Annotated in this window: 27 protein-coding genes and 1 tRNA gene; 2 read left to right on the top strand and 26 right to left on the bottom strand. The window is 58.4% G+C overall.

Annotated features, from left to right (window positions below):
• Positions 1 to 262: 262 nt before the first annotated feature.
• On the bottom strand, positions 263 to 1546 hold the full coding sequence (locus tag V6M90_RS28705) for an NAD(P)/FAD-dependent oxidoreductase (protein WP_003175082.1): 1284 nt from the start codon (positions 1544 to 1546) through the stop codon (positions 263 to 265).
• A 184-nt stretch (positions 1547 to 1730) separates the two neighbouring features.
• On the opposite strand from V6M90_RS28705, the gene V6M90_RS28700 reads away from it, so the two are divergent.
• A tRNA-Val gene (locus V6M90_RS28700) sits at positions 1731 to 1807 on the top strand.
• Between the two features lie 112 nt (positions 1808 to 1919).
• Here V6M90_RS28700 and V6M90_RS28695 read toward each other — a convergent pair.
• The 6 genes from V6M90_RS28695 to V6M90_RS28670 form a co-directional block, all read right to left on the bottom strand.
• Entirely contained in the window at positions 1920 to 3059 is a 1140-nt protein-coding gene (locus V6M90_RS28695; protein ID WP_332847593.1) for a tyrosine-type recombinase/integrase, read from the bottom strand.
• Entirely contained in the window at positions 3059 to 3292 is a 234-nt protein-coding gene (locus V6M90_RS28690; RefSeq protein ID WP_033901788.1) for a hypothetical protein, read from the bottom strand. Before V6M90_RS28690 ends, V6M90_RS28695 begins: the two co-directional genes overlap by 1 nt.
• A 37-nt stretch (positions 3293 to 3329) precedes the next feature.
• The gene (locus V6M90_RS28685) at positions 3330 to 3587 is read right to left on the bottom strand and encodes a hypothetical protein (RefSeq protein WP_332847592.1); all 258 of its coding nucleotides are present in this window, start codon (positions 3585 to 3587) and stop codon (positions 3330 to 3332) included.
• A 130-nt stretch (positions 3588 to 3717) separates the two neighbouring features.
• On the bottom strand, positions 3718 to 3906 hold the full coding sequence (locus V6M90_RS28680) for a hypothetical protein (protein ID WP_056786248.1): 189 nt from the start codon (positions 3904 to 3906) through the stop codon (positions 3718 to 3720).
• Positions 3907 to 3955: 49 nt separating this feature from the next.
• Complete coding sequence (locus V6M90_RS28675) at positions 3956 to 4504, bottom strand: hypothetical protein (RefSeq protein WP_332847596.1); 549 nt, start codon at positions 4502 to 4504, stop codon at positions 3956 to 3958.
• A 274-nt stretch (positions 4505 to 4778) separates the two neighbouring features.
• On the bottom strand, positions 4779 to 5306 hold the full coding sequence (locus V6M90_RS28670; protein WP_332847591.1) for a DUF4406 domain-containing protein: 528 nt from the start codon (positions 5304 to 5306) through the stop codon (positions 4779 to 4781).
• 151 nt (positions 5307 to 5457) lie between these two features.
• Between V6M90_RS28670 and V6M90_RS28665 the strand changes: the two genes are divergently transcribed.
• Positions 5458 to 6027: a hypothetical protein gene (locus V6M90_RS28665; RefSeq protein WP_332847590.1), complete on the top strand. Its 570-nt coding sequence runs from the start codon at positions 5458 to 5460 to the stop codon at positions 6025 to 6027.
• Positions 6028 to 6047: 20 nt separating this feature from the next.
• Here V6M90_RS28665 and V6M90_RS28660 read toward each other — a convergent pair whose 3' ends face one another.
• From V6M90_RS28660 to V6M90_RS28570, 19 genes are all read right to left on the bottom strand, one after another.
• On the bottom strand, positions 6048 to 7205 hold the full coding sequence (locus V6M90_RS28660) for an RNA-directed DNA polymerase (protein ID WP_332847589.1): 1158 nt from the start codon (positions 7203 to 7205) through the stop codon (positions 6048 to 6050).
• Positions 7206 to 7419: 214 nt separating this feature from the next.
• Positions 7420 to 7776 carry a four helix bundle protein gene (locus V6M90_RS28655; protein WP_032903920.1) on the bottom strand — a complete coding sequence of 119 codons (357 nt, stop codon included), beginning with the start codon at positions 7774 to 7776 and terminating at the stop codon, positions 7420 to 7422.
• A gap of 61 nt (positions 7777 to 7837) precedes the next feature.
• A complete protein-coding gene (locus V6M90_RS28650; RefSeq protein WP_332847588.1) occupies positions 7838 to 8458 on the bottom strand; it encodes a DUF1566 domain-containing protein in 621 nt (206 codons plus the stop codon).
• 79 nt (positions 8459 to 8537) lie between these two features.
• Positions 8538 to 9149 (bottom strand): DUF1566 domain-containing protein, encoded by a 612-nt coding sequence (locus V6M90_RS28645; protein WP_332847587.1) that lies wholly within the window; start codon positions 9147 to 9149, stop codon positions 8538 to 8540.
• A 50-nt stretch (positions 9150 to 9199) separates the two neighbouring features.
• On the bottom strand, positions 9200 to 9511 hold the full coding sequence (locus V6M90_RS28640; protein WP_332847586.1) for a hypothetical protein: 312 nt from the start codon (positions 9509 to 9511) through the stop codon (positions 9200 to 9202).
• 69 nt (positions 9512 to 9580) lie between these two features.
• Positions 9581 to 10174, bottom strand: coding sequence for a hypothetical protein (locus V6M90_RS28635; protein ID WP_332847585.1), 594 nt, complete (start codon positions 10172 to 10174; stop codon positions 9581 to 9583).
• A 7-nt stretch (positions 10175 to 10181) separates the two neighbouring features.
• Positions 10182 to 10679: a siphovirus Gp157 family protein gene (locus V6M90_RS28630; protein WP_332847584.1), complete on the bottom strand. Its 498-nt coding sequence runs from the start codon at positions 10677 to 10679 to the stop codon at positions 10182 to 10184.
• Positions 10676 to 11407, bottom strand: a complete 732-nt coding sequence (locus V6M90_RS28625) for a hypothetical protein (RefSeq protein WP_332847583.1) — start codon at positions 11405 to 11407, stop codon at positions 10676 to 10678. Before V6M90_RS28625 ends, V6M90_RS28630 begins: the two co-directional genes overlap by 4 nt.
• A 43-nt stretch (positions 11408 to 11450) precedes the next feature.
• Positions 11451 to 11786 carry a hypothetical protein gene (locus tag V6M90_RS28620; protein ID WP_332847582.1) on the bottom strand — a complete coding sequence of 112 codons (336 nt, stop codon included), beginning with the start codon at positions 11784 to 11786 and terminating at the stop codon, positions 11451 to 11453.
• A 371-nt stretch (positions 11787 to 12157) separates the two neighbouring features.
• Positions 12158 to 12361 (bottom strand): hypothetical protein, encoded by a 204-nt coding sequence (locus tag V6M90_RS28615; RefSeq protein WP_177013502.1) that lies wholly within the window; start codon positions 12359 to 12361, stop codon positions 12158 to 12160.
• Entirely contained in the window at positions 12358 to 12573 is a 216-nt protein-coding gene (locus V6M90_RS28610) for a hypothetical protein (RefSeq protein WP_332847581.1), read from the bottom strand. Before V6M90_RS28610 ends, V6M90_RS28615 begins: the two co-directional genes overlap by 4 nt.
• A complete protein-coding gene (locus V6M90_RS28605) occupies positions 12570 to 12995 on the bottom strand; it encodes a hypothetical protein (protein WP_332847580.1) in 426 nt (141 codons plus the stop codon). The genes V6M90_RS28610 and V6M90_RS28605 overlap by 4 nt, the downstream gene beginning before the upstream one ends.
• A gap of 19 nt (positions 12996 to 13014) precedes the next feature.
• Positions 13015 to 13590, bottom strand: a complete 576-nt coding sequence (locus V6M90_RS28600) for a DUF551 domain-containing protein (RefSeq protein ID WP_332847579.1) — start codon at positions 13588 to 13590, stop codon at positions 13015 to 13017.
• A 119-nt stretch (positions 13591 to 13709) separates the two neighbouring features.
• Positions 13710 to 13892 carry a hypothetical protein gene (locus V6M90_RS28595; protein ID WP_172314892.1) on the bottom strand — a complete coding sequence of 61 codons (183 nt, stop codon included), beginning with the start codon at positions 13890 to 13892 and terminating at the stop codon, positions 13710 to 13712.
• 31 nt (positions 13893 to 13923) lie between these two features.
• Positions 13924 to 14457, bottom strand: coding sequence for an HNH endonuclease (locus tag V6M90_RS28590; RefSeq protein WP_332847578.1), 534 nt, complete (start codon positions 14455 to 14457; stop codon positions 13924 to 13926).
• A 94-nt stretch (positions 14458 to 14551) separates the two neighbouring features.
• On the bottom strand, positions 14552 to 14695 hold the full coding sequence (locus V6M90_RS28585) for a hypothetical protein (RefSeq protein ID WP_332847577.1): 144 nt from the start codon (positions 14693 to 14695) through the stop codon (positions 14552 to 14554).
• 55 nt (positions 14696 to 14750) lie between these two features.
• Positions 14751 to 15512: a class I SAM-dependent methyltransferase gene (locus V6M90_RS28580; protein WP_236318823.1), complete on the bottom strand. Its 762-nt coding sequence runs from the start codon at positions 15510 to 15512 to the stop codon at positions 14751 to 14753.
• A gap of 63 nt (positions 15513 to 15575) precedes the next feature.
• A complete protein-coding gene (locus tag V6M90_RS28575; RefSeq protein ID WP_332847576.1) occupies positions 15576 to 16013 on the bottom strand; it encodes a hypothetical protein in 438 nt (145 codons plus the stop codon).
• Between the two features lie 438 nt (positions 16014 to 16451).
• On the bottom strand, positions 16452 to 17030 hold the full coding sequence (locus tag V6M90_RS28570; protein WP_332847575.1) for a hypothetical protein: 579 nt from the start codon (positions 17028 to 17030) through the stop codon (positions 16452 to 16454).
• Positions 17031 to 17063: the final 33 nt, after the last annotated feature.

Genomic DNA, 17063 nt, shown 5'->3' with positions numbered 1-17063 from the left:
GCGGTAGTTCAGTCGGTTAGAATACCGGCCTGTCACGCCGGGGGTCGCGGGTTCGAGTCCCGTCCGCTGCGCCATATCTGCCTCAAGGCCCACTGAACGCCTTGAAGCACAAAGCAAGCCACTGGCTACTTTGATCCGATAGCAAAGACCCTGGTCGAAAGACCGGGGTTTTTTGTGTCTGCGATTTGATGTTAAGTCAGGCGCGGTGAATGTGGGCGCTGGCTTGCCTGCGATAGCAGCGCAGGCAAACCTTTCCATATCCTCAGAACCCCAACTTATCCCGCAACCCGTAGTACCAGGCGCCCAGCGCCGCAAACGGCGTGCGCAACAGTTGCCCGCCCGGAAACGGGTAGTGCGGCAGGTCGGCAAACGCATCAAAACGCTCTGCCTGGCCTCGCAGCGCCTCCGCCAGTACCTTGCCAGCCAGGTGCGTGTACGTCACGCCATGCCCGCTGCAGCCCTGTGAATAGTAGATGTTGTCCCCCAGTCGGCCCACCTGTGGCAAGCGCGACAGGGTCAGCAGGAAATTGCCGGTCCAGGCGTAGTCGATCTTCACATCCTTGAGTTGCGGAAAGGCCTTGAGCATTTTCGGCCGGATGATCGCCTCGATATTCGCCGGATCGCGCGCGCCATACACCACGCCGCCGCCGAAAATCAGACGCTTGTCGCTGGTGAGGCGGTAGTAGTCGAGCAGGTAGTTACAGTCCTCGACACAGTAGTCCTGGGGCAGCAATGTCCTGGCCAGTTCATCACCCAGCGGTGCGGTGGTGATCACTTGGGTGCCGCACGGCATCGATTTGGCCGCCAACTCCGGTACCAGGTTGCCCAAGTAGGCATTGCCGGCGACGATGATGAACTTGGCCCTGACCTTGCCTTCGGCGGTATGCACCACCGGGTTGGCGCCGCGCTCAATGCGCACCGCCGCCGATTGTTCGTAGATCGTGCCACCCAGCGATTCCACCGCCGCCGCTTCGCCCAGCGCCAGGTTGAGTGGGTGGATATGCCCGCCACTCATGTCCAGCAGGCCGCCAACATAGTTATCACAGGCCACCACGTCGCGGATGCGGCGTTCGTCCAGCAGTTCCAGTTGGGTGTGGCCGTAGCGCTCCCACAGGCGCTTCTGCGATTCCAGGTGGCCCATGTGCTTGCTGTTGAGCGCGGCGAACACGCCGCCGTCCTTCAGGTCGCACTGGATCTGGTACTTGGCGACGCGCTCACGAATGATCCTGCCGCCTTCGAAGGCCATTTGTCCCAGCAACTGGGCCTGCTGCGGGCCGACGCTGCGCTCGATCACATCGATATCGCGGCTGTAGCTATTGACGATCTGTCCGCCATTGCGCCCCGACGCACCAAAACCCACTTTGGCCGCTTCCAGGACCGTCACGCGAAACCCGTTCTCCAGCAGAAACAGCGCGCTGGACAGCCCGGTATAGCCGGCCCCAATCACGCACACATCGGTTTCAACGTCACCTTGCAGGGCCGGACGAGGCGGAACCGCGTTGGCGGACGCGGCGTAATACGACTGGGGGTAGGGGGTGTTCGCCATCCTGGAACCTCTGTTTTATATTTTTTACGAGTGCGCTGATCCTACCTGAGTTGAAAATTGCCCGCCAGCCACCGAAAAAACGCGAGTGTGCCAGGCGAAAATAAAAAATTCGCATATTCATAGGGTTAGCTGCAAAAAAGAGGTTGACACCCCTGCGCAATTCCGTAGAATGCCGCCTCACAGCAGGCACGTAGCTCAGTTGGTTAGAGCACCACCTTGACATGGTGGGGGTCGTTGGTTCGAGTCCAATCGCGCCTACCAAACAAAATCCGCTCTGCTGGGCGGTCTAGAGGGGTCACCGGAAACGGTGACCCCTTTTTGCATTTTCCCTTTGGGCAAACTTTGGGAATATTTTGGGAAAACGTCCACCGCGCTATACCTTCAGGTCGGCTTTGACCTTCATATAAACCACCGCGTCATCACCGTGCCCTGCCTGGTAGTGCTCGGTCATCTTCACGTCCGCATGACCCATCAATGCTTGAATGTATTCCTGCTCAAAACCCTGTTGCTCGTACAGCCACGCGCCCAGCGCGCGAATCTCGTGAAACGTGGGGCGCTCGCCGGCCGGCACTTCGTCGTAGGCTTGCGAGTCGTCCCTCGCCTGGGCGAATGACTTGGTGAGGTAGTCCGCCGTCACTGCATTCCAGTGCAGCTTGGCATCGAGCTGTGTCCGCTTACGCGCCTTGGGCGAGTAGTGGATCAGGTACGGGCAAACGACCGGTGACTTCATGCAGTCCAGCACCACCTCTCGCAGGGCCTGGCCCATGACAATCTCCAAGTGCACGGGCTTACCGTAATTCTGCGTCTTCCCGGGCGACACCTTGATGGTGTTCTGCTCGAGGTCAACGGCCGACTTTGGCCACATCACGATGTCCTCCCTCCGCTGCAGGCTGAGCAGGCCGAGCCGAATCGCACGCCTCAGCCAGACCGGCGTCCCGACATAGGCCAGGATCTTGTTCAGCCCTTCAACCGTATGGCGCTGCCGCTTCTTCTCTGCCTCCTTCTTCACCAACGTCAGTTCCGCTGAATTGCGCTCGCACAGGCCCTTGGCTACCGCGAAGGCAAACACCTGGACCAGCAGCCCCCGGTGCTTCGTGTATGCGTTGTTTTCGAAACCATCCAGGTACTCAGCCACAGTCAGCACGTCCAGCTGGCCCATCATCAGATCGCCCAGGTCCTCGCGGTACCTGGTCAACTTGAATTTGATCTCCTTCAGGGTACTGGCGGCGTAGGTCTTGGTTGTCAGCCATTCACTTTCGAAGCGCTCCAAGCAGGTCTTGAACTTCGGAGCGACATCGCCGGTAAGCATTTCTAGCAGCGCCCCGTCGTCGGCCAACAGTGGAAGCAACTTGGCGTTCGCCGCATTCGCCAGCTTGATCGCCTCGGCCATTGGCTTGTTGATGCTGGTCTTCTTGCCGGTGACTGGGTTCTTGTACTGCCAGTATTTCCCGTTGGGATACAGGTTCGCCGGCAAGGCCCTGTTCTTCGCCGTCCTGGCGCGCGGGGGAGCCATTAGCCCACCTCCATCATCTTGGCCAGCAGCGGGTCATTCGACCCAATCACCGCGGCCTGCAGGTCCACGAAATACATCCCGCCTTTTACCTCGCCTATCACTTCGCCTTCCTCGATCCATTTCTTCAGTTGTTGCAGGCTGGGCTTTCCGCCAGCGTAGCGCAGCTTCCGGTATTCGCCGGCCTCCATGAGGCGCGGCAGCCTGGCCGTAATTTGGGCAATGACTTTTGCCATGGTGATGCTCCGCGCCGCACTGGGCGGCAGAAGGTGGTTAGGGTTTGGCGATCTTGTTCCAGCCGCCCTGGCGATGGGTTTCGTGGTAGGTATCGATGCCTCGGTGCTTACCGTGGCTGATGCGGCAGAGTTTGCAGATCCGCGAGTCGCCAAAATCGCCGTACTTCACCGCCTCGAACCTGGTCCAGCGATGACCGAATGGCTTGCAGATCAGCGTGCGCGCCGTCATCACGATGGCGTTCCAGAGTTTGGGGTGCTTGGAGTGCAGGTCGATGTGGATGTGGTTGAGCCGCATCCCCATACGCCAGCGCAGTGGACGGCTCTTATCGCCTTTGCGGAGCGGTTCAGTGATGAGTTTTCCGATTTGTTTGAGCACAGGAATACCTCGCCCGCCGCTCACCGGCAGGCATGTAGGGGGATTGGGGTTAGGGGTAGTTCTTGCTGATGCGTTGGGCGATGTCTTCGAGCGTTTCGGCCATGTACCACATGTCGTTATTGTCGCGGCGCGAAACGACCAAGGAGCGCTGAACGTTGCGACCCATGAGGATTGCGATAGCCAGGCGGATTAGGGAAGCCTCGAGCTTTCGCCGAATGAAGCCTTCGCGCAGGATCATTACCGTGGCCCCTTGTAGATGAAGACGTAGGCGAACCAGAGGGTGGCGATCATGGCGTCACCCGCTGGCCGAGCATCACATCGGAGACGATTTCCCAGAGCTGGGTCGGTGACCACTGGTAGCGATCGAAGTCAGTGTCTGGCTGAACGCCGAAAGTACAGGTCGAGTGGGCGCCTGCCGGGTACTCGCCTCGCTTCGCCATGATCGTCGCCACCCGGCCATCACCGCCAGGCTCGGTGCGGTGGTAGTGGTATGCCCGGGTGTTGTAGTCGTTTCCGGCTTCCACGGTAATCGTTCCATCCGGTATTAGGTGGGCGCGGCCGTCTGGCGTCCACGGTCTTCCGCCACCTGGTGTGCGGGCACCCTCGTGCAGATACAACACGAAGCCGCCTTCGTCGCTGCGCTCCAGCTCAAAGCAGTGATTGATCTGTTTGCCGACAATCACCCGGGAGGTGAAGTTGAAGCGGTGGTCGTGGATCGCCGAGTACTTGAAGCATGCGCGGCGCGGCAGTTCTGGGTGCCAGACATGCAGCCTCTGGCCGCCTTCCAGCTGGACCTGCACAAAGCCCAGGCCGTGCAGGGTGATCTTGTCGGTCATTACGTCGTCGATGATGCTCACGGCAACACTCGTCCTTGCCGCTATAGCGGCTGACTTGAAGGGGAGGGGTTTATTTGAAGTCGACCCTGGACGGGGCCGGCGGATGTGCTAGAAATTACATGTCGCGCATGCATCTCAGATATTCGTTGTTGTGGTGTTGCGCGGCAGACGCTCTATTACTCTGTTGGAGCGGGCCCTCCTGCTGTGGGCATTGATCGGCAGGCTGTCGCATTTCGCTACGAGTTAAACAACTCCCTTCCTCTGGGCTACTAACTCAAAGCCTTGGCTTGCCGGTCATCTCTTCCTGCGTTACCAGATCATGGGCATTCACAACCGTCATGCCGAGGCGTTCGGCGATCAGGACTTCCAGGCGGGCGCCTTGAGATTTCTCCCAGTCGGGCAGCAGGGCGATCATTCCGCACAGGCCCAGGCGGGTCAGGTCGTAGGCCATATAGTCGGCCCACTGGGCGCCCTCGACGACGCCGTGGTCTGCTGGGTTCTCGACTTCGTAGCACAAGGCGCGCAGCTGGGCGGCCACGGAGTTGAATGCTGGGTAATTGAAGTCGGCAATACCAGTCATGGGGCCGGCAACGTAAACGCGATTGGAGCGCTTGGCCTGAAGGGTGACCCCAGTCAGCAGGATCGACCTGATGCGGTCGACGGCCCGGTCAACAGGAGCTTGAATGAATGACGGCAGCGGCTCGTTCGCCGGCGGCATGGTTCGAGTCACAGCAGCGATCATGGCGACGAGTGATTCGGTAACGATGCTCCGGATGTCTGGCTTGCTATTTTCTGTAGGCATGTTCAGTCCTGATGTCGGTAAACTAAGGTAAGTATTAAATTCAAACAAAAGAGGTGGAAAGATGCTTATATGTAAGGTGGTAATTCCAGGTGTTTCTATAATTCATGCTGACATTGATTGGGCTAGGAAAACTGAAATTAAGTTGAGCTGCATGAAGGAGATTTTCTGCGAGGCCAACGCTGCCTTTAACTTATTTCAAGATGCTTATAGGATTGAGTGCCAAAGTGAACGAACTATAGAAGCTCAAGTCGGAACACCGAAGCATCTGCGCAGGTGGCACCCATTCATATACGCTCGATCGTTTCTGTTTTCTTTAGATTACTTCCAGTGCTTGCTTGGACAAATTGCCCAAGACGACCGCTCCCCGGCTAGCGTAAAGGCTGTCAGCGAAAAGCTGAATGTTTTGATTCCAGATGTTCGGCATGTTCGTAACTCTGCACACCACATTGAACAACGTATTGAAGGTCTTCACCATAAATCACCAATCCATACCAAGCCTATTGATAATGAGTTTATTTATGCACCTCAGGGCGGGATGATTATAGGTAGTCTTATGATGGATAGGCTCAGTTATACAATGCAAAACGGGGAGGTCGGAGGAGTAAGCGTCAATGAAGAAACTATGCTTTTTTTTGCTGAGATATATCAAGAGCTATTGTATTCGTTTGAATGGTATGGCCCAAAATTATCAATTGACTACTCTTTGATCGAGCCGGCGTGATTTGTTGATGGTGGGTTGGGTTATTTCTTCTGAAAAGTTTTGGTCAGCGCCGCGTTGACGCTATTGCCGCGCCTCATGACCAAGTTGGCCAGGGCGGCGCGGTCCTTTTGGCTGTGACTGGCCTGGCTGAGCAGGCCGAAGTAGCTGTTGGCGGTCTCGCGCAGATCGTCGGGCGCTGCTGCGGCCGTGCGCTTCAGTGCCTGGGCCAGTGATCGCTTGCGGGTGGTTCGCCGCCAAGGCTTGATGACGTGGCCAACGAAGTCGACGCCACGATCCACGGGTTGCAGGATCGTCTTGGTCGGGTTCAGCTTGGCGCCGAGCCTGGGCAGGAACGCTTCGACCTGGGCCAGCCATTGGTTAAGCTGTTGCGGCGACTCATGCAGGAACACGAAGTCATCGACATACCGGATGTAGTGCTTGGCGCGCAGCGTGTGCTTTGCGAACTGGTCCAGGGCGTCGAGGTAGACGTTGGCGAAGAACTGCGATGATAGGTTTCCGATCGGCAGGCCGAGGCGCGCGGGCTGCGCAACCAGGCGCTTGTGCTGCGGCACTCGGTTGAACAGGTGCGCCGGGCTGCGAGTCTCGTAATCTTCACGCGGGTCGTGCATGAGGATCTGCGTGGCCAGGGCCAACCACCAGGGCTCGGTGATCCTGGCCTCCAGCTGCTTGCGCAGCACCGCCTTGTCGATGGCGACGAAGAAGTTGGCCAGGTCGCACTTCAGGTAGAAGACCGGCTTCGACCAGTTCTCGCTGGCGCTCCGTATCTTCGATTCAAGCCGGGTGGCGGCGTACAGCGTGCCGCGCCCTGGAATGCATGCGCAACTGTCCGCTATGAAGCTGGCGTAGAAGCGCGGAGCCACATGGTTGTACATCAGGTGGTGGACGACGCGGTCCCGAAAGGCTGCCGCCCATACCTCGCGGGCTTTCGGTCGGGTGACCACGAAACAAATGGATCGGCCTGGCCGGTAAGTGCCGGCAATCAGGTCGTCGTGGAGCTCCAGCAAGTTGATCTCCATGTCCTTCTCGAACAGCCGGGCACTTGCGGAGTTCCGCTTGTTGCGTCGGCAGTCGTAGTAAGCCTGGACGAGATCCTCGAACTGGAAGGGAGCAACACTTAAATCTGCGGACAGGGCGCGCGAGCCGCTCGTTGTTCTTGTCGTTGTTGTTGAGCCAGCCATCTTCAAAGTCCATGTTGTAGGCGTTGTTGGCGGAGCGCTGCGACCTGTCGAGCTATCTACATCGCCAAACCGAAGGCATTGCCGATCAGCTTGGAAACTGCGCGAGACCTACGCGGACGCTTTAGACCGGCGGTATCTGTTGTGCGCATGGCGGTGACCCAGAGGTCAGCGGCTCGACCAGATTCAATTCGCACAGACCAGAAAGCCGTAACCTTCAGGTAGCGGGCGCGGTTGGGGTGGAGCGTTTCCATGCGTTGGCCTGCTTGCCGACGGAGGCTGTTACCTCTATCGCCTTGGCATGCTGTTCGACACTGATAAATCGGCTGTCCTTGAATAGGCGCATCAGGAACTCGACCACTTGAACCCTCTCGACCAGCAGGGTCAGGTGTGGTCGTTTGTCCTGGGTTGCGTTTGCACGGGCGATCAGCATCACGACCTCAATGCATTCGTCGATCACTCGCTTGCCCAGCGATTGTTTGAGGTCTCGCGGGATGTTGCGAGTCAGGATGGTTGCCATGTGCAGAAGGCCCATGGCCGCCCGGTAGATCGACAGATCGGTGTGCATTCCCATTGCGGTACAGCTCCAAAAAGCAAAAGCAACCGGTCGCAAGCGACCGGATTAAATAAGCGAATTAATCGATAAATTCACTGCGGACGGGGCGGACACGGAGCTCGTAGCCCTTGCCGGTGATGAGCTGATAGCCATCACCGAAGTCCAAGCTGAAGGCGTAGTTGGCTGAGCGCTGCGAACTCGACCAGTACCAGGTGTCACGGAAGGCTTCGGCGCCACCTTCTTGGAAGGCGGCGTGTAGGGTTTGCAGCGGGTCTTCGGCGCTGTACAGCTGGCCCGCCGGTTCGCTGTGCGGGTTGTCACCATTGCGCGAGCTCTCCCAGTTCTCTTCGGTGGTCGGCTTGAAGTGCAGGTATTGCAGTTCCTGCACGTCGCGCGCCGGGATAGCCCAGTCGGCGAAGCCACCAATGTTCAGGGCCAGCACCTTCGCCGCCAGTTCGCTGCCCGCCGCTGCCATGGCTTGGGTGTTGGCCAGGCTGTCGGTGAAGCTGTCGGCGCCTTCGATCTTCACGCCGTACTCGCCCCACTTGCCGACCAGTTCATGCGCCGCGCCGGCGGTGATGTGCAGGGAGCGCTTGCCGGTTACCGGGTCGCGGGTAATGCCGGAGACGAAGCCGCCGCCGTGGGCCTGGCCGATGGCTGGAGTGGTGACTGCTGGTGCTGCTTTCTCAACTACGGACATGGTGATTCCTCTTTTCGAAGGCAACAAAAAAGGCGCTGTGCGCCCTGGTGTGCCGGATCAAGAACGAATGAATGAAGGATTAAATAAAGAATCTGCGGACGGGGCGGACACGGAGCTCGTTGTCCTTGTCGTCGTAGTTCTGAATGCCATCATCGAAGTCCATGCCGAATGCGTTGTTGGCTGAGCGCTGCGAAGATGACCAGTAGTAGCAGTCCTGGGCGAACACCTCGGGGCAGTTCAGCCAGCCCTGGTACAGCTCGGCAGCGGCCGGCAGGTAGAAGTCATGATGACCATCGGCCTGGTACTCAGCGCTCGCGTCAGCGGCAGGATACTTGCGCTCGTCGTCGTTACCGATCAACACCTGGGTGTTGGTGTAGCCGTCGGTCTTGCTGAGCCCCTTTACCTCAATTCCACGACCACCCCATTCAAGGCTGCCCACATCCTTTGCGGCGAAGATCAAGTAGTGCGCCGGTACGTCACCGCGGGCTTGGACGAAGCCGCCATTGATTCCGCCCTGGCCAGGCCATGGTTGGCCAATTTCCGGAGCGGCAGAGGGTGCTACCGGCTGAACGTTCGCTGCGGGCGGCAGCACCTGGGCAAACACGCTTGCCATGGCCAGTTGCGCCAGGGCGGAGGCGGGCATCTTGATAGACGCGTCACCATGCTTCAGTGTGATCATTTCGGGCTTCATGGGTATTCCTCTGGATGGAGCCAAGCCCGGCGCGGGGATCGGCTTTTTGGTTATTCGTCGTGACAGATGCGAAGGGCTTCGCGGTTGTAGGCGAGCTGCAGTTTTGCCGACACGTTTTCGTTGATGGTTATTTTGTGTCGCGGCGGTGCGAGGAACTGCGCTGATCCGGCCGGGCCAAGGCCGTGCAGGTGGTGGATCATCAGCGTCATGGCTTCGCCCTGTTCCTCGATGCCGTGCCAGGCCATCAGGTCAGCCAAGGCTTGGCGGGTTCCGGCCATAGTGTGGAATCGCAACTCTTCCTCGCCGCGAGTCTTTCGCCTCGCCGCAGTCTTTGCCGATCGTTCTTTCTGCGCGGCAGCCATGGCCTACCTCTTCTATTCCGCTGGCCGGCAGTGCGAGCCAGGATTGTCGTTTGCGTTGCTGGGTGCGGGCTATGCGGCGCATGAAGGTCGACCAGGGCTTGCTTTCGGGTATTCGATGCCATGCTCGGTCAGGATGCGCACAAGCGTCTTGTTGGATATGGCAAGCCTCCCGCAGACCTGGCGTCGCGTAAGCCCGAGTTCTTTGTAGGCTGCGATGCGCTCGGCGAATTTCGCGTCTCTTGCTACCAGTTCCTTTCTGGCTTCCGGCCCGTTGTAGCCGCCATGATGCGATCGCTTGAAAGCGAAACCGAATTCCTGAGCAAGTGACTTGAGTGTTTTGCTGGTCATTCGAAGCGCCGAGGAAGCCTCGCTTTGCGTGTGCGTCGGCGCCAAGGCCCTGGCCTGCTCAGCCTGTTTTAGGCGCTTGTCACGCCTTGCATCAAGCGGTGCAAAAGGCAGCGGGGCGACTTCTACCCGACGCCGAACGAATGGCTTCGGCGCCGGCGGCATCTGGTTGCTGTAGGTGATTGGCTTGGGGATGTAGCCGCTGGCTGGGCCTTCTTCGATCTGTCCGCCGGCAGCGATGAACTGCTCAACTGCGGCGGCCAGCTCGTTCGATGCTGGCCGAAGGCGCTCTACTTCGTTCTGTAGGATGCTGATCATGCTGACCTCACTTGATGCTGATCGAGCTTTTGCCGATCTCGGAGTGGGCGCCGGGGACTTCCTGTCCACCCTTCAAAGCCTTGGCGATGGCCGCCTTGTCCGGTGCGCTGATTACTTTGACGTTGACGAAGTCGTCGGGGATGGCCTTTTCATCGTCGATGACCACGATGGGTTTGCCCTTTCCGCAGGTGATGGTGAACAGCGGGTGGGTGATCTTGGTGATGCCCGCCGCGTCCATGTTCGTGCGCAGGTACTCTTTCAGGCCTTCTTTGCGGTTGGTGATGATCCGCTTGCGCTCGGTGAGCCGGTCGATCTGCGACTGGATCGCCTCAAGGTCGCCGTCGATGTTCAACGTGATCATGGCAATGGCCTTGCCCTTTTCCTGAAACTCGCCTTCGATCCCCTCCATGGTGTCGCGCAGGGCGACGGCCAGGTCTTCGTCGGCGGTCTCGGCCAGGGCGGCCAGCTCTTTGAACTGCTCGGCGATGGTGTAAAGAGTGGTCATGCTGCTGACTCCTGATCAAAGCGGGTTTTCTGCTCGTCGTACTCGCGCACGATCCGGGTAACGGCCTTGGTATCGTTGCGCAGCGTGAGGCGGCGAACGGCAACATCATGGAACGCCTTGAGTTCCTTCGGCGTCTTGGCGGTCTTCAGGGACTCGATGACGGAGGCGATGTACTCCAACCGCTCCTGCTTCTGGCGGTCTTCCTCGGCTGCGTGATCCTCGGCCTGCTCAATTGCCTGCTCGTCCGCCAGGGCGTTGACGTAGTCCTTGTCGTCGAACAGCCCCAGGAATACGTCGGCGCTAAACCCGAGCATCGACAGGGACTTCTTGATGGCGTCGGTGAGGGACTTCTTTGGGGCCTCGCCATCGGTCGTGGTGCCGTACTTGCTCTTATAGAGGTACGGTGTGCAGCCATACTGCTCGAACTCGCCGCGTTCGCCGTCCTGCTTGATCCAGAAGCGGATCTTGACGGTATGGTTCAGCTCAAACCCCAGCGTGGCGCGCTTGTCGCCTTCTCCGACGAAGATCTCGGCGCCCTTGTCGAATCGTTCTTCAAGCACCGTCCAGCCAAAACCAATGCCGACCGGCCCGAATATCTCCGTGGCCTTCATGATCATCGCCGTACCGTTGAGGCTGGTGATCTGCTGGCCGCCGACCTTGGCGTCTTTGGTGTATCGGGTATCGGTCTTGTCGACGCGATTCCAGATCTGCATGTTTTTATCGGACATGACTATCTCTCCGCGCCACCGGAGAGGGGCGCTGTGAAGGGGATTATTGGGTGGCTTTGGCGATGGCGGCACGGGCGTGTATGGCGTTTTCTTTGGCAGCCGCCATCGCACGCCAGAAGTTTTCGGGCTTCTTGTCGTAGCAGTACGCCATGGTGTTGATGTCGCACTCCAGGGCGAGCAGCCATTGCAGAAGGTCAGGTGCAGCCGCGACCAAACTGGCGTTTGCCTTCGATTCGTCACCGAAAACCCAGCTTCCGTTGATGTTGTCGGCGTTACAGATTGACGCGACACCCAGGCGAAGGTCATCGGCGGGTGAGATATCACGGGGGTGATCAGGGTCGACCACCCAGGGCCCAGGCGTGTGCTTTTGTTCGGACACAAGAGTTTCCTTGCCGCGACGTGCGCAGCATTGAGGGAGTTAAAGGGGGTTATTGAGTGATCAGGCCGCCTACAGCGGGGCCCAGTAGAACGATGGTGAGGAAGGTCAGGCCAACGATGGCCGACAGAGCGCGGATGGCGCGGCGCCGGTGCCGCTGGTGGGTTGTCATGGCGACCGCTGCGCCTGGGCTCGGCGCGTAGGACCGAAAGCCATGTTCCAGCGAGAAACGCGGCGCTGGTGCTGAGTGGCATCGGCGCCGGGGTACACCTCTTGCCCGCAGCGAGGGCAGTTGGCTTGGTCGTCACAAATCGCCACCTGGCAGCAGCGCGTGAACATCGTGCTGTTGGTGGGGGAGCAGAGGAATACGCTGATCATGCCTTCACCTCATAAGCGACTGTCCACTCACCGCACAAGCAGGCCCGGCCGCTCCACGCGTGAACATTGGGGATGCCTGCGTCATGAGCCAGCGAAAGGGCGCCCAGCCACTTGGTGTGGGTGAAGGCCAGGATCATGCGGTCGGCGGGCAGCTCTTCGATTTGCTCGTCGACCAGCGATTTCACGACTGGAGTGGTCATGCTGCGGCCCTCTTGAGCTCTGCATTGCGCTCGACGAACTTGGCGTCCAGCGCATCGCGGTAACGGTTGGCGGTAGGGGTGTTGATGATCTCGGCGAACTCCGCCATCTCGATCATGCCCATGACGAAGGTGCGGTCCGGAACCGGCGTGCACGACTTCTTCATCTTGGCGATTTCCAGGCCCAGGCGGGCGAGGGCGGTAGGGGTGTTCATAGTTCGTTGTCCTCTGCCTGGGCGATCAGTGCGTCACTGACTAAGGGCTTCAATAGGGCCTCGGCGAGTTCGCCAAGCTTGCCGAAGGTGTGGTCGCTCGGGCCCAGCAGCTCGGCTGCGGCCTCTTTGTCGGCCCGTCCGCAGTTGTTGGCGATCAGCAGCCAACCGAGTGCCGGTGTGCCGATGTCACAGTTCGCCTGTCTGGCGTTCACCAGCTCATCAGCCGCCAGTGCCAGTTGGGCGACCGTTACGGTCTGAGGCCTACGCAGGCGCCGCTGGAACTTCACATCCTGACCGAAGCGCACCAGCTGCTCGGTGGCGTTGTACAGCCACTCTGCCCGCGCAAGCTCCCGAGGGGTTTCACTCACCGGAGGCGGCAGACGGTTATCGAATTCACTTTGTGCGAGCGCTGTTGCGTTCATGGTCGCCTCCAGGGTGGCGTTATTCGGCGGGCGGTGCGGGGAGTGGCTGCCAGTGCGTTACGTTTGCCGGGTAGTCGTCTCCGTACCCACCATCGATGTAATCGCCGTTGTTGTACTCGAGCCAGTTACCGTGAAAGTCGCGGTAACCGATGAATACGTCCCGGCAGCCTTGCCCTATACCTGAGCAAAGAACAAAGGCGTCATCAAGTGGCAATTTATCGCCGCACTTGATCCACTCACTCATGGAATTCTCAATGGATGGCATGGGCGAGAACAGATAATCGCGAGCTTTTGCTATTGCGGATTCGGCTTTGTTTAGCCATGGACGGAAATGACTTTCGATGTAATCCAGATCCACATCCGACAGGATAAGATTGCTCTTCAAGTCCTCGAGCGCCTCAAGCAGATCCGGCGCGGCGGCGATCAGCTTGGCGTTGGCCAAATGCTCATCGCGTCGATAATTCACTTCGGCGACGGTCCAGTAGCTGGTCTCAACCATGGTTTCCGGTTTTTGCTCGATGGTCGCTATTCGTCCACTAGACCATTCGTCACCACCAGGGATGATTATCCACGGCCCAGGCGTGTGCTTATTCATGTCGGTTACCTATTGAGTGATTCGATCAGCGAGGGCGCTGAGCAACATCAGGAAGGTGAAGAAGGCGAGGACCGGGAAAATCTTCAATGCTGCGTTCATGGTCGCCTCCAGGTGGCGGGTTAGTCGTGGTAGCTGATCACGCTGTCTACTGATCGAAGCTCAATGTCGACGCACTCAATCTCGTCGAGCGTTTCGATGAACTCGTCGATGTTGCCGTGACGGTCAAGCGTGACGATTGCCAGCTCGGTTACGGTTCGTGTCACCCGAGCCCTGACGCGGCGTGGTTTGGCGTTATCGCTCATGGCGACCTCCAGTGTTTGGGGTTAGGCGGAATCAGCGGCCGTGATTTGGGTGAAACCCATGGCGAAGCTCTGCCGATTTTCGGGCAGCCACCGCGTCAATCAGGGTTTTGTGATAGCCGAGGTAAATGTGCTTCCTGTCGACGACTATGTGGGCTTGGAATCTTTGGTCGCAGTGGACGAAGAAGACTCCGTGAATCCCGCTGGTGTTGCGGTGCGATAGCCGCATGTTCTTGTTGTTTTCGGCAGCTGTTACGGCGCGCAGGTTGGCGGCACGGTTGTCCCGGCGATCACCATTTATGTGATCTATCTGCATGCCATCCGGGATAGGCCCGTGATGCAACTCCCAAACGAGCCGGTTGGTGCGAAACTGATCTCCGCCCACCCGTATCACTTCGTAGCCGTCTCTGTTCGAGGTGCCCGCTCGCTTTCCAGCGTACTTTCTGTTCCAGAGATCAAGTAGTTCAGGGTGGTTGACTTGATGTGCCTGCCTGGGCTTCCAGTACATAGCGCCGTCGGCAGGATCGTAACGGAGCAAAGAAACAACGTAGGAGCTGCTTGTTTTCATCTACACCTCCGATCTTCTAAAGCGTAATAAAGAAAGCCCGGTTGGACGTCCGGGCTTTCGGATGCAGTAGTTGTCAGGTTTTTGGGCGGGGCCATCAGCGCCAGAACGCCAAGGGCCCCGGTCGAGAACGCCAGCGCTCGCGGTGGAAGCGCAGTGGACCGGTTGGCAGGCCGTCATCAGTTGGCGGTTCTGGCCGCGCATGGCTGAGCGCTGCGCCGATCAGGAACAGTAGGAGCATGGTGATCTCCGGGTAGGTGGGTGCCGGTCTTTCCCGGCTGTCATGGGGCTGGTCGTCAGGCTGCGGCCGGGATCACCACCAATACGGTGTTGACCATCGTTCCGGCTTGCTTGAATGAGGCTTCTGGTAGGGTTTCGATACTGCCCCCGCGCTGCTCTACGATCCCGCGAAAGTCCCGGGTCAGAGCGTCATCGCGGAAGGTCACACCGGAAGGCATGATCGCCACAAGCCGACCACCGGGCTTGAGGAACTTCAGGGCGTGAACTACGTGGTGAATGTCGCTGCGCTTCTTGTCGAATGGCGGATTCATCAGCACCCGGTCATAGATGGGCTTCGGCTCAACCTGTAGAAAGTCGCCAGGTTCAGAAACGCCCGACAGCGGCAGCTTCAGTTCAATGAGCGCTTTATGGTTTTCCGGCAACAGTTCGTGCATGTCGACCATGACGCCTACTGCAGCGGAGTTGGCGGCCACCGCAAGAGCACCGCGCCCTGCGCTCGGCTCCAGCACCATCATTCCGTCACCGATCATGGCGAGATCAGCCGCCTGTTTTGCAACGTGTGGCGGAGTGGGGAAAAAGCCGAAGTCCTGCGGCACGGTAACTTCACCAGTCATCAGGATGTTTTCGATTGCGTCAGCAGCGTCACCGGCGAACAGGTGTGCTTTTGCCTTGGTATTCCACTTGCCCCCGGCGGCCTTCAGCGTCTTGTCGAGGCGCTGGTACAGGCTCTTGTCGAGTTGGCCGCCAGTAATAAACAACTTGTTGTCTTCGGTTCGCGAGGCGCTGAGCAGCGCCATTACTTCGTTATCGACTTTCATGTGTGACTCCCGGTTGTTTTCCCAATGCCCACCGCTCTGGATGGACATCAGTGAAAAGGTCCGTCATTTGTGCGCTTCGGGATCTTTCAGGTGCTTGTCGAACAATTTCTTGTGCCGGCGGGCGAACCGAGCCACAAAAGCGACCGCAACAAGTGTCACGGCTGCCATGACGACCGGGTAAAGCTTGATAGCGAGGAAGACCGCGAGAGGTGAGAAAAAGAACAACCCAAGAAACGGCAGCAGAACCTCCGTTTGCGTTGAGCCCTTTTTGTCTTTCCACCATTGGTAGCCATTGCCCTCCGTTGTATACGGCGCCCATCCACGCAGCCGCGCCATAAACTCCAGAACCGGGTTGCGCCCGGCCTCCGCATCGTCAATCCAGGCCCAGGCCTTTCGCCACACAAGGCCAACTAGGAGGGCACCTATAAGCAAGCCTCCCACTGGAAATCCGAGCATAAAGACAGCCATCAGCTGTTCCGGTAAGTTCTCAAATTTTCCCATCTCATTACCTCCGTTGATTTTCCGGATGACCCTGTCGCCAAGGTCATCGAGGAAATCTGTGGCGCCGTGACCCGCTACTGGCGTCGGTCACCGGCTTGAATCAAATGTCATTCCAGCCGCGGGCCTTTCGGCTTGTTCTCCCGCTGGATAACTGTTCTTGGCGCTTTACGCTGCACGCCCGGGTCAGTTGCCAACCCTCTGAACCGTTTAGGCCGGTTCATCGCTGCCTTTGAATCTGGGCCGGTGGTGATCCGGCAATGGTGAAGCTGTGTGACTAAAGAGCGGTCAGGCCCTGAGGCCCTGGCGAGTCCCTGTTGGGTGACTCGATGGAGCGAACAATACCGCCGGTATTCTGTGAGGTCAATACCGCCGGTCATGTATTTTTCAATAGGCACAAAAAAGCCCGCTCAGTGGCGGGCTCAATGGGTTGCGTTTTCTTTAAAGCTTGCTGGCGCCGCTTGCCGCACCGGAATTTCTCTCCTGCGCTTTGCGTTCGGTGGATGCGTTGCTCTGCAGGGACGCGGAGGTGGTGTTGATATCTCCGTCGTATTTAGTGATTACGATCGTTACGGCCTTTCCCTTCCACAACAGCAATTCATTCTGAAACTCAGCCCCGCCTTTCGTCTTCACTATTTGCGGAATGCGCTGAGACGGCTCGCCGTATTTTTTGATGAATATAGCCACCAAGTCTTCAAATCGGTCAGGATTTGTCGTCAGGTAAAAAGAGTCAACGGCACCGCTCGAGGCCATGATTCCCAGTTGATACCCGACGCCTATTTCCGGTCCATGCTGAATCCGGTAATAGGTCTGATAGGGCGCTTCCCGACACATTGCGCCAGTAGCTGCGTAATTTTTGGGGCAGGCAGGCAGAGAGGATTCGAGATTTTTGTTAAAACTAATGCCCATGAAACTGTCAGGCTCTCGCGTCCATGGGTCGGGCTCTGGAGCTTTCTTGGCCGCTAATGCCGGCGCCGCAAGGCAAGCCGCAAAAAAGAAAATCGCTGTCTTCGTTTTCATTGGATCCGTCCCATAATTGAGTCAGCACTTTAC

Source organism: Pseudomonas lactucae (assembly GCF_036688725.1).
In the GTDB taxonomy this organism is placed as follows: domain Bacteria; phylum Pseudomonadota; class Gammaproteobacteria; order Pseudomonadales; family Pseudomonadaceae; genus Aquipseudomonas; species Aquipseudomonas lactucae.
The sequence above is the reverse complement of the archived record's forward strand: the minus strand, read 5'-3'. Positions and strand labels throughout refer to the sequence as shown.

Excerpts from the sequence above, each read along its gene's own strand:
- V6M90_RS28690 (WP_033901788.1), bottom strand. The coding sequence starts at position 3,292 with ATGGCAAAAGTCATTGCCCAAATTACGGCCAGGCTGCCGCGCCTCATG.
- V6M90_RS28695 (WP_332847593.1), bottom strand. The coding sequence starts at position 3,059 with ATGGCTCCCCCGCGCGCCAGGACGGCGAAGAACAGGGCCTTGCCGGCG.
- V6M90_RS28685 (WP_332847592.1), bottom strand. The coding sequence starts at position 3,587 with ATGCGGCTCAACCACATCCACATCGACCTGCACTCCAAGCACCCCAAA.
- V6M90_RS28610 (WP_332847581.1), bottom strand. The coding sequence starts at position 12,573 with ATGAACACCCCTACCGCCCTCGCCCGCCTGGGCCTGGAAATCGCCAAG.
- V6M90_RS28655 (WP_032903920.1), bottom strand. The coding sequence starts at position 7,776 with ATGGGAATGCACACCGATCTGTCGATCTACCGGGCGGCCATGGGCCTT.
- V6M90_RS28600 (WP_332847579.1), bottom strand. The coding sequence starts at position 13,590 with ATGAATAAGCACACGCCTGGGCCGTGGATAATCATCCCTGGTGGTGAC.
- V6M90_RS28680 (WP_056786248.1), bottom strand. The coding sequence starts at position 3,906 with ATGATCCTGCGCGAAGGCTTCATTCGGCGAAAGCTCGAGGCTTCCCTA.
- V6M90_RS28605 (WP_332847580.1), bottom strand. The coding sequence starts at position 12,995 with ATGAACGCAACAGCGCTCGCACAAAGTGAATTCGATAACCGTCTGCCG.
- V6M90_RS28580 (WP_236318823.1), bottom strand. The coding sequence starts at position 15,512 with ATGAAAGTCGATAACGAAGTAATGGCGCTGCTCAGCGCCTCGCGAACC.
- V6M90_RS28615 (WP_177013502.1), bottom strand. The coding sequence starts at position 12,361 with ATGACCACTCCAGTCGTGAAATCGCTGGTCGACGAGCAAATCGAAGAG.
- V6M90_RS28570 (WP_332847575.1), bottom strand. The coding sequence starts at position 17,030 with ATGAAAACGAAGACAGCGATTTTCTTTTTTGCGGCTTGCCTTGCGGCG.
- V6M90_RS28640 (WP_332847586.1), bottom strand. The coding sequence starts at position 9,511 with ATGGCTGCCGCGCAGAAAGAACGATCGGCAAAGACTGCGGCGAGGCGA.
- V6M90_RS28660 (WP_332847589.1), bottom strand. The coding sequence starts at position 7,205 with ATGGCTGGCTCAACAACAACGACAAGAACAACGAGCGGCTCGCGCGCC.
- V6M90_RS28630 (WP_332847584.1), bottom strand. The coding sequence starts at position 10,679 with ATGACCACTCTTTACACCATCGCCGAGCAGTTCAAAGAGCTGGCCGCC.
- V6M90_RS28675 (WP_332847596.1), bottom strand. The coding sequence starts at position 4,504 with ATGACCGACAAGATCACCCTGCACGGCCTGGGCTTTGTGCAGGTCCAG.
- V6M90_RS28590 (WP_332847578.1), bottom strand. The coding sequence starts at position 14,457 with ATGAAAACAAGCAGCTCCTACGTTGTTTCTTTGCTCCGTTACGATCCT.
- V6M90_RS28585 (WP_332847577.1), bottom strand. The coding sequence starts at position 14,695 with ATGCTCCTACTGTTCCTGATCGGCGCAGCGCTCAGCCATGCGCGGCCA.
- V6M90_RS28670 (WP_332847591.1), bottom strand. The coding sequence starts at position 5,306 with ATGCCTACAGAAAATAGCAAGCCAGACATCCGGAGCATCGTTACCGAA.
- V6M90_RS28575 (WP_332847576.1), bottom strand. The coding sequence starts at position 16,013 with ATGGGAAAATTTGAGAACTTACCGGAACAGCTGATGGCTGTCTTTATG.
- V6M90_RS28705 (WP_003175082.1), bottom strand. The coding sequence starts at position 1,546 with ATGGCGAACACCCCCTACCCCCAGTCGTATTACGCCGCGTCCGCCAAC.
- V6M90_RS28635 (WP_332847585.1), bottom strand. The coding sequence starts at position 10,174 with ATGATCAGCATCCTACAGAACGAAGTAGAGCGCCTTCGGCCAGCATCG.
- V6M90_RS28645 (WP_332847587.1), bottom strand. The coding sequence starts at position 9,149 with ATGAAGCCCGAAATGATCACACTGAAGCATGGTGACGCGTCTATCAAG.
- V6M90_RS28595 (WP_172314892.1), bottom strand. The coding sequence starts at position 13,892 with ATGAGCGATAACGCCAAACCACGCCGCGTCAGGGCTCGGGTGACACGA.
- V6M90_RS28625 (WP_332847583.1), bottom strand. The coding sequence starts at position 11,407 with ATGTCCGATAAAAACATGCAGATCTGGAATCGCGTCGACAAGACCGAT.
- V6M90_RS28650 (WP_332847588.1), bottom strand. The coding sequence starts at position 8,458 with ATGTCCGTAGTTGAGAAAGCAGCACCAGCAGTCACCACTCCAGCCATC.
- V6M90_RS28665 (WP_332847590.1), top strand. The coding sequence starts at position 5,458 with ATGAAGGAGATTTTCTGCGAGGCCAACGCTGCCTTTAACTTATTTCAA.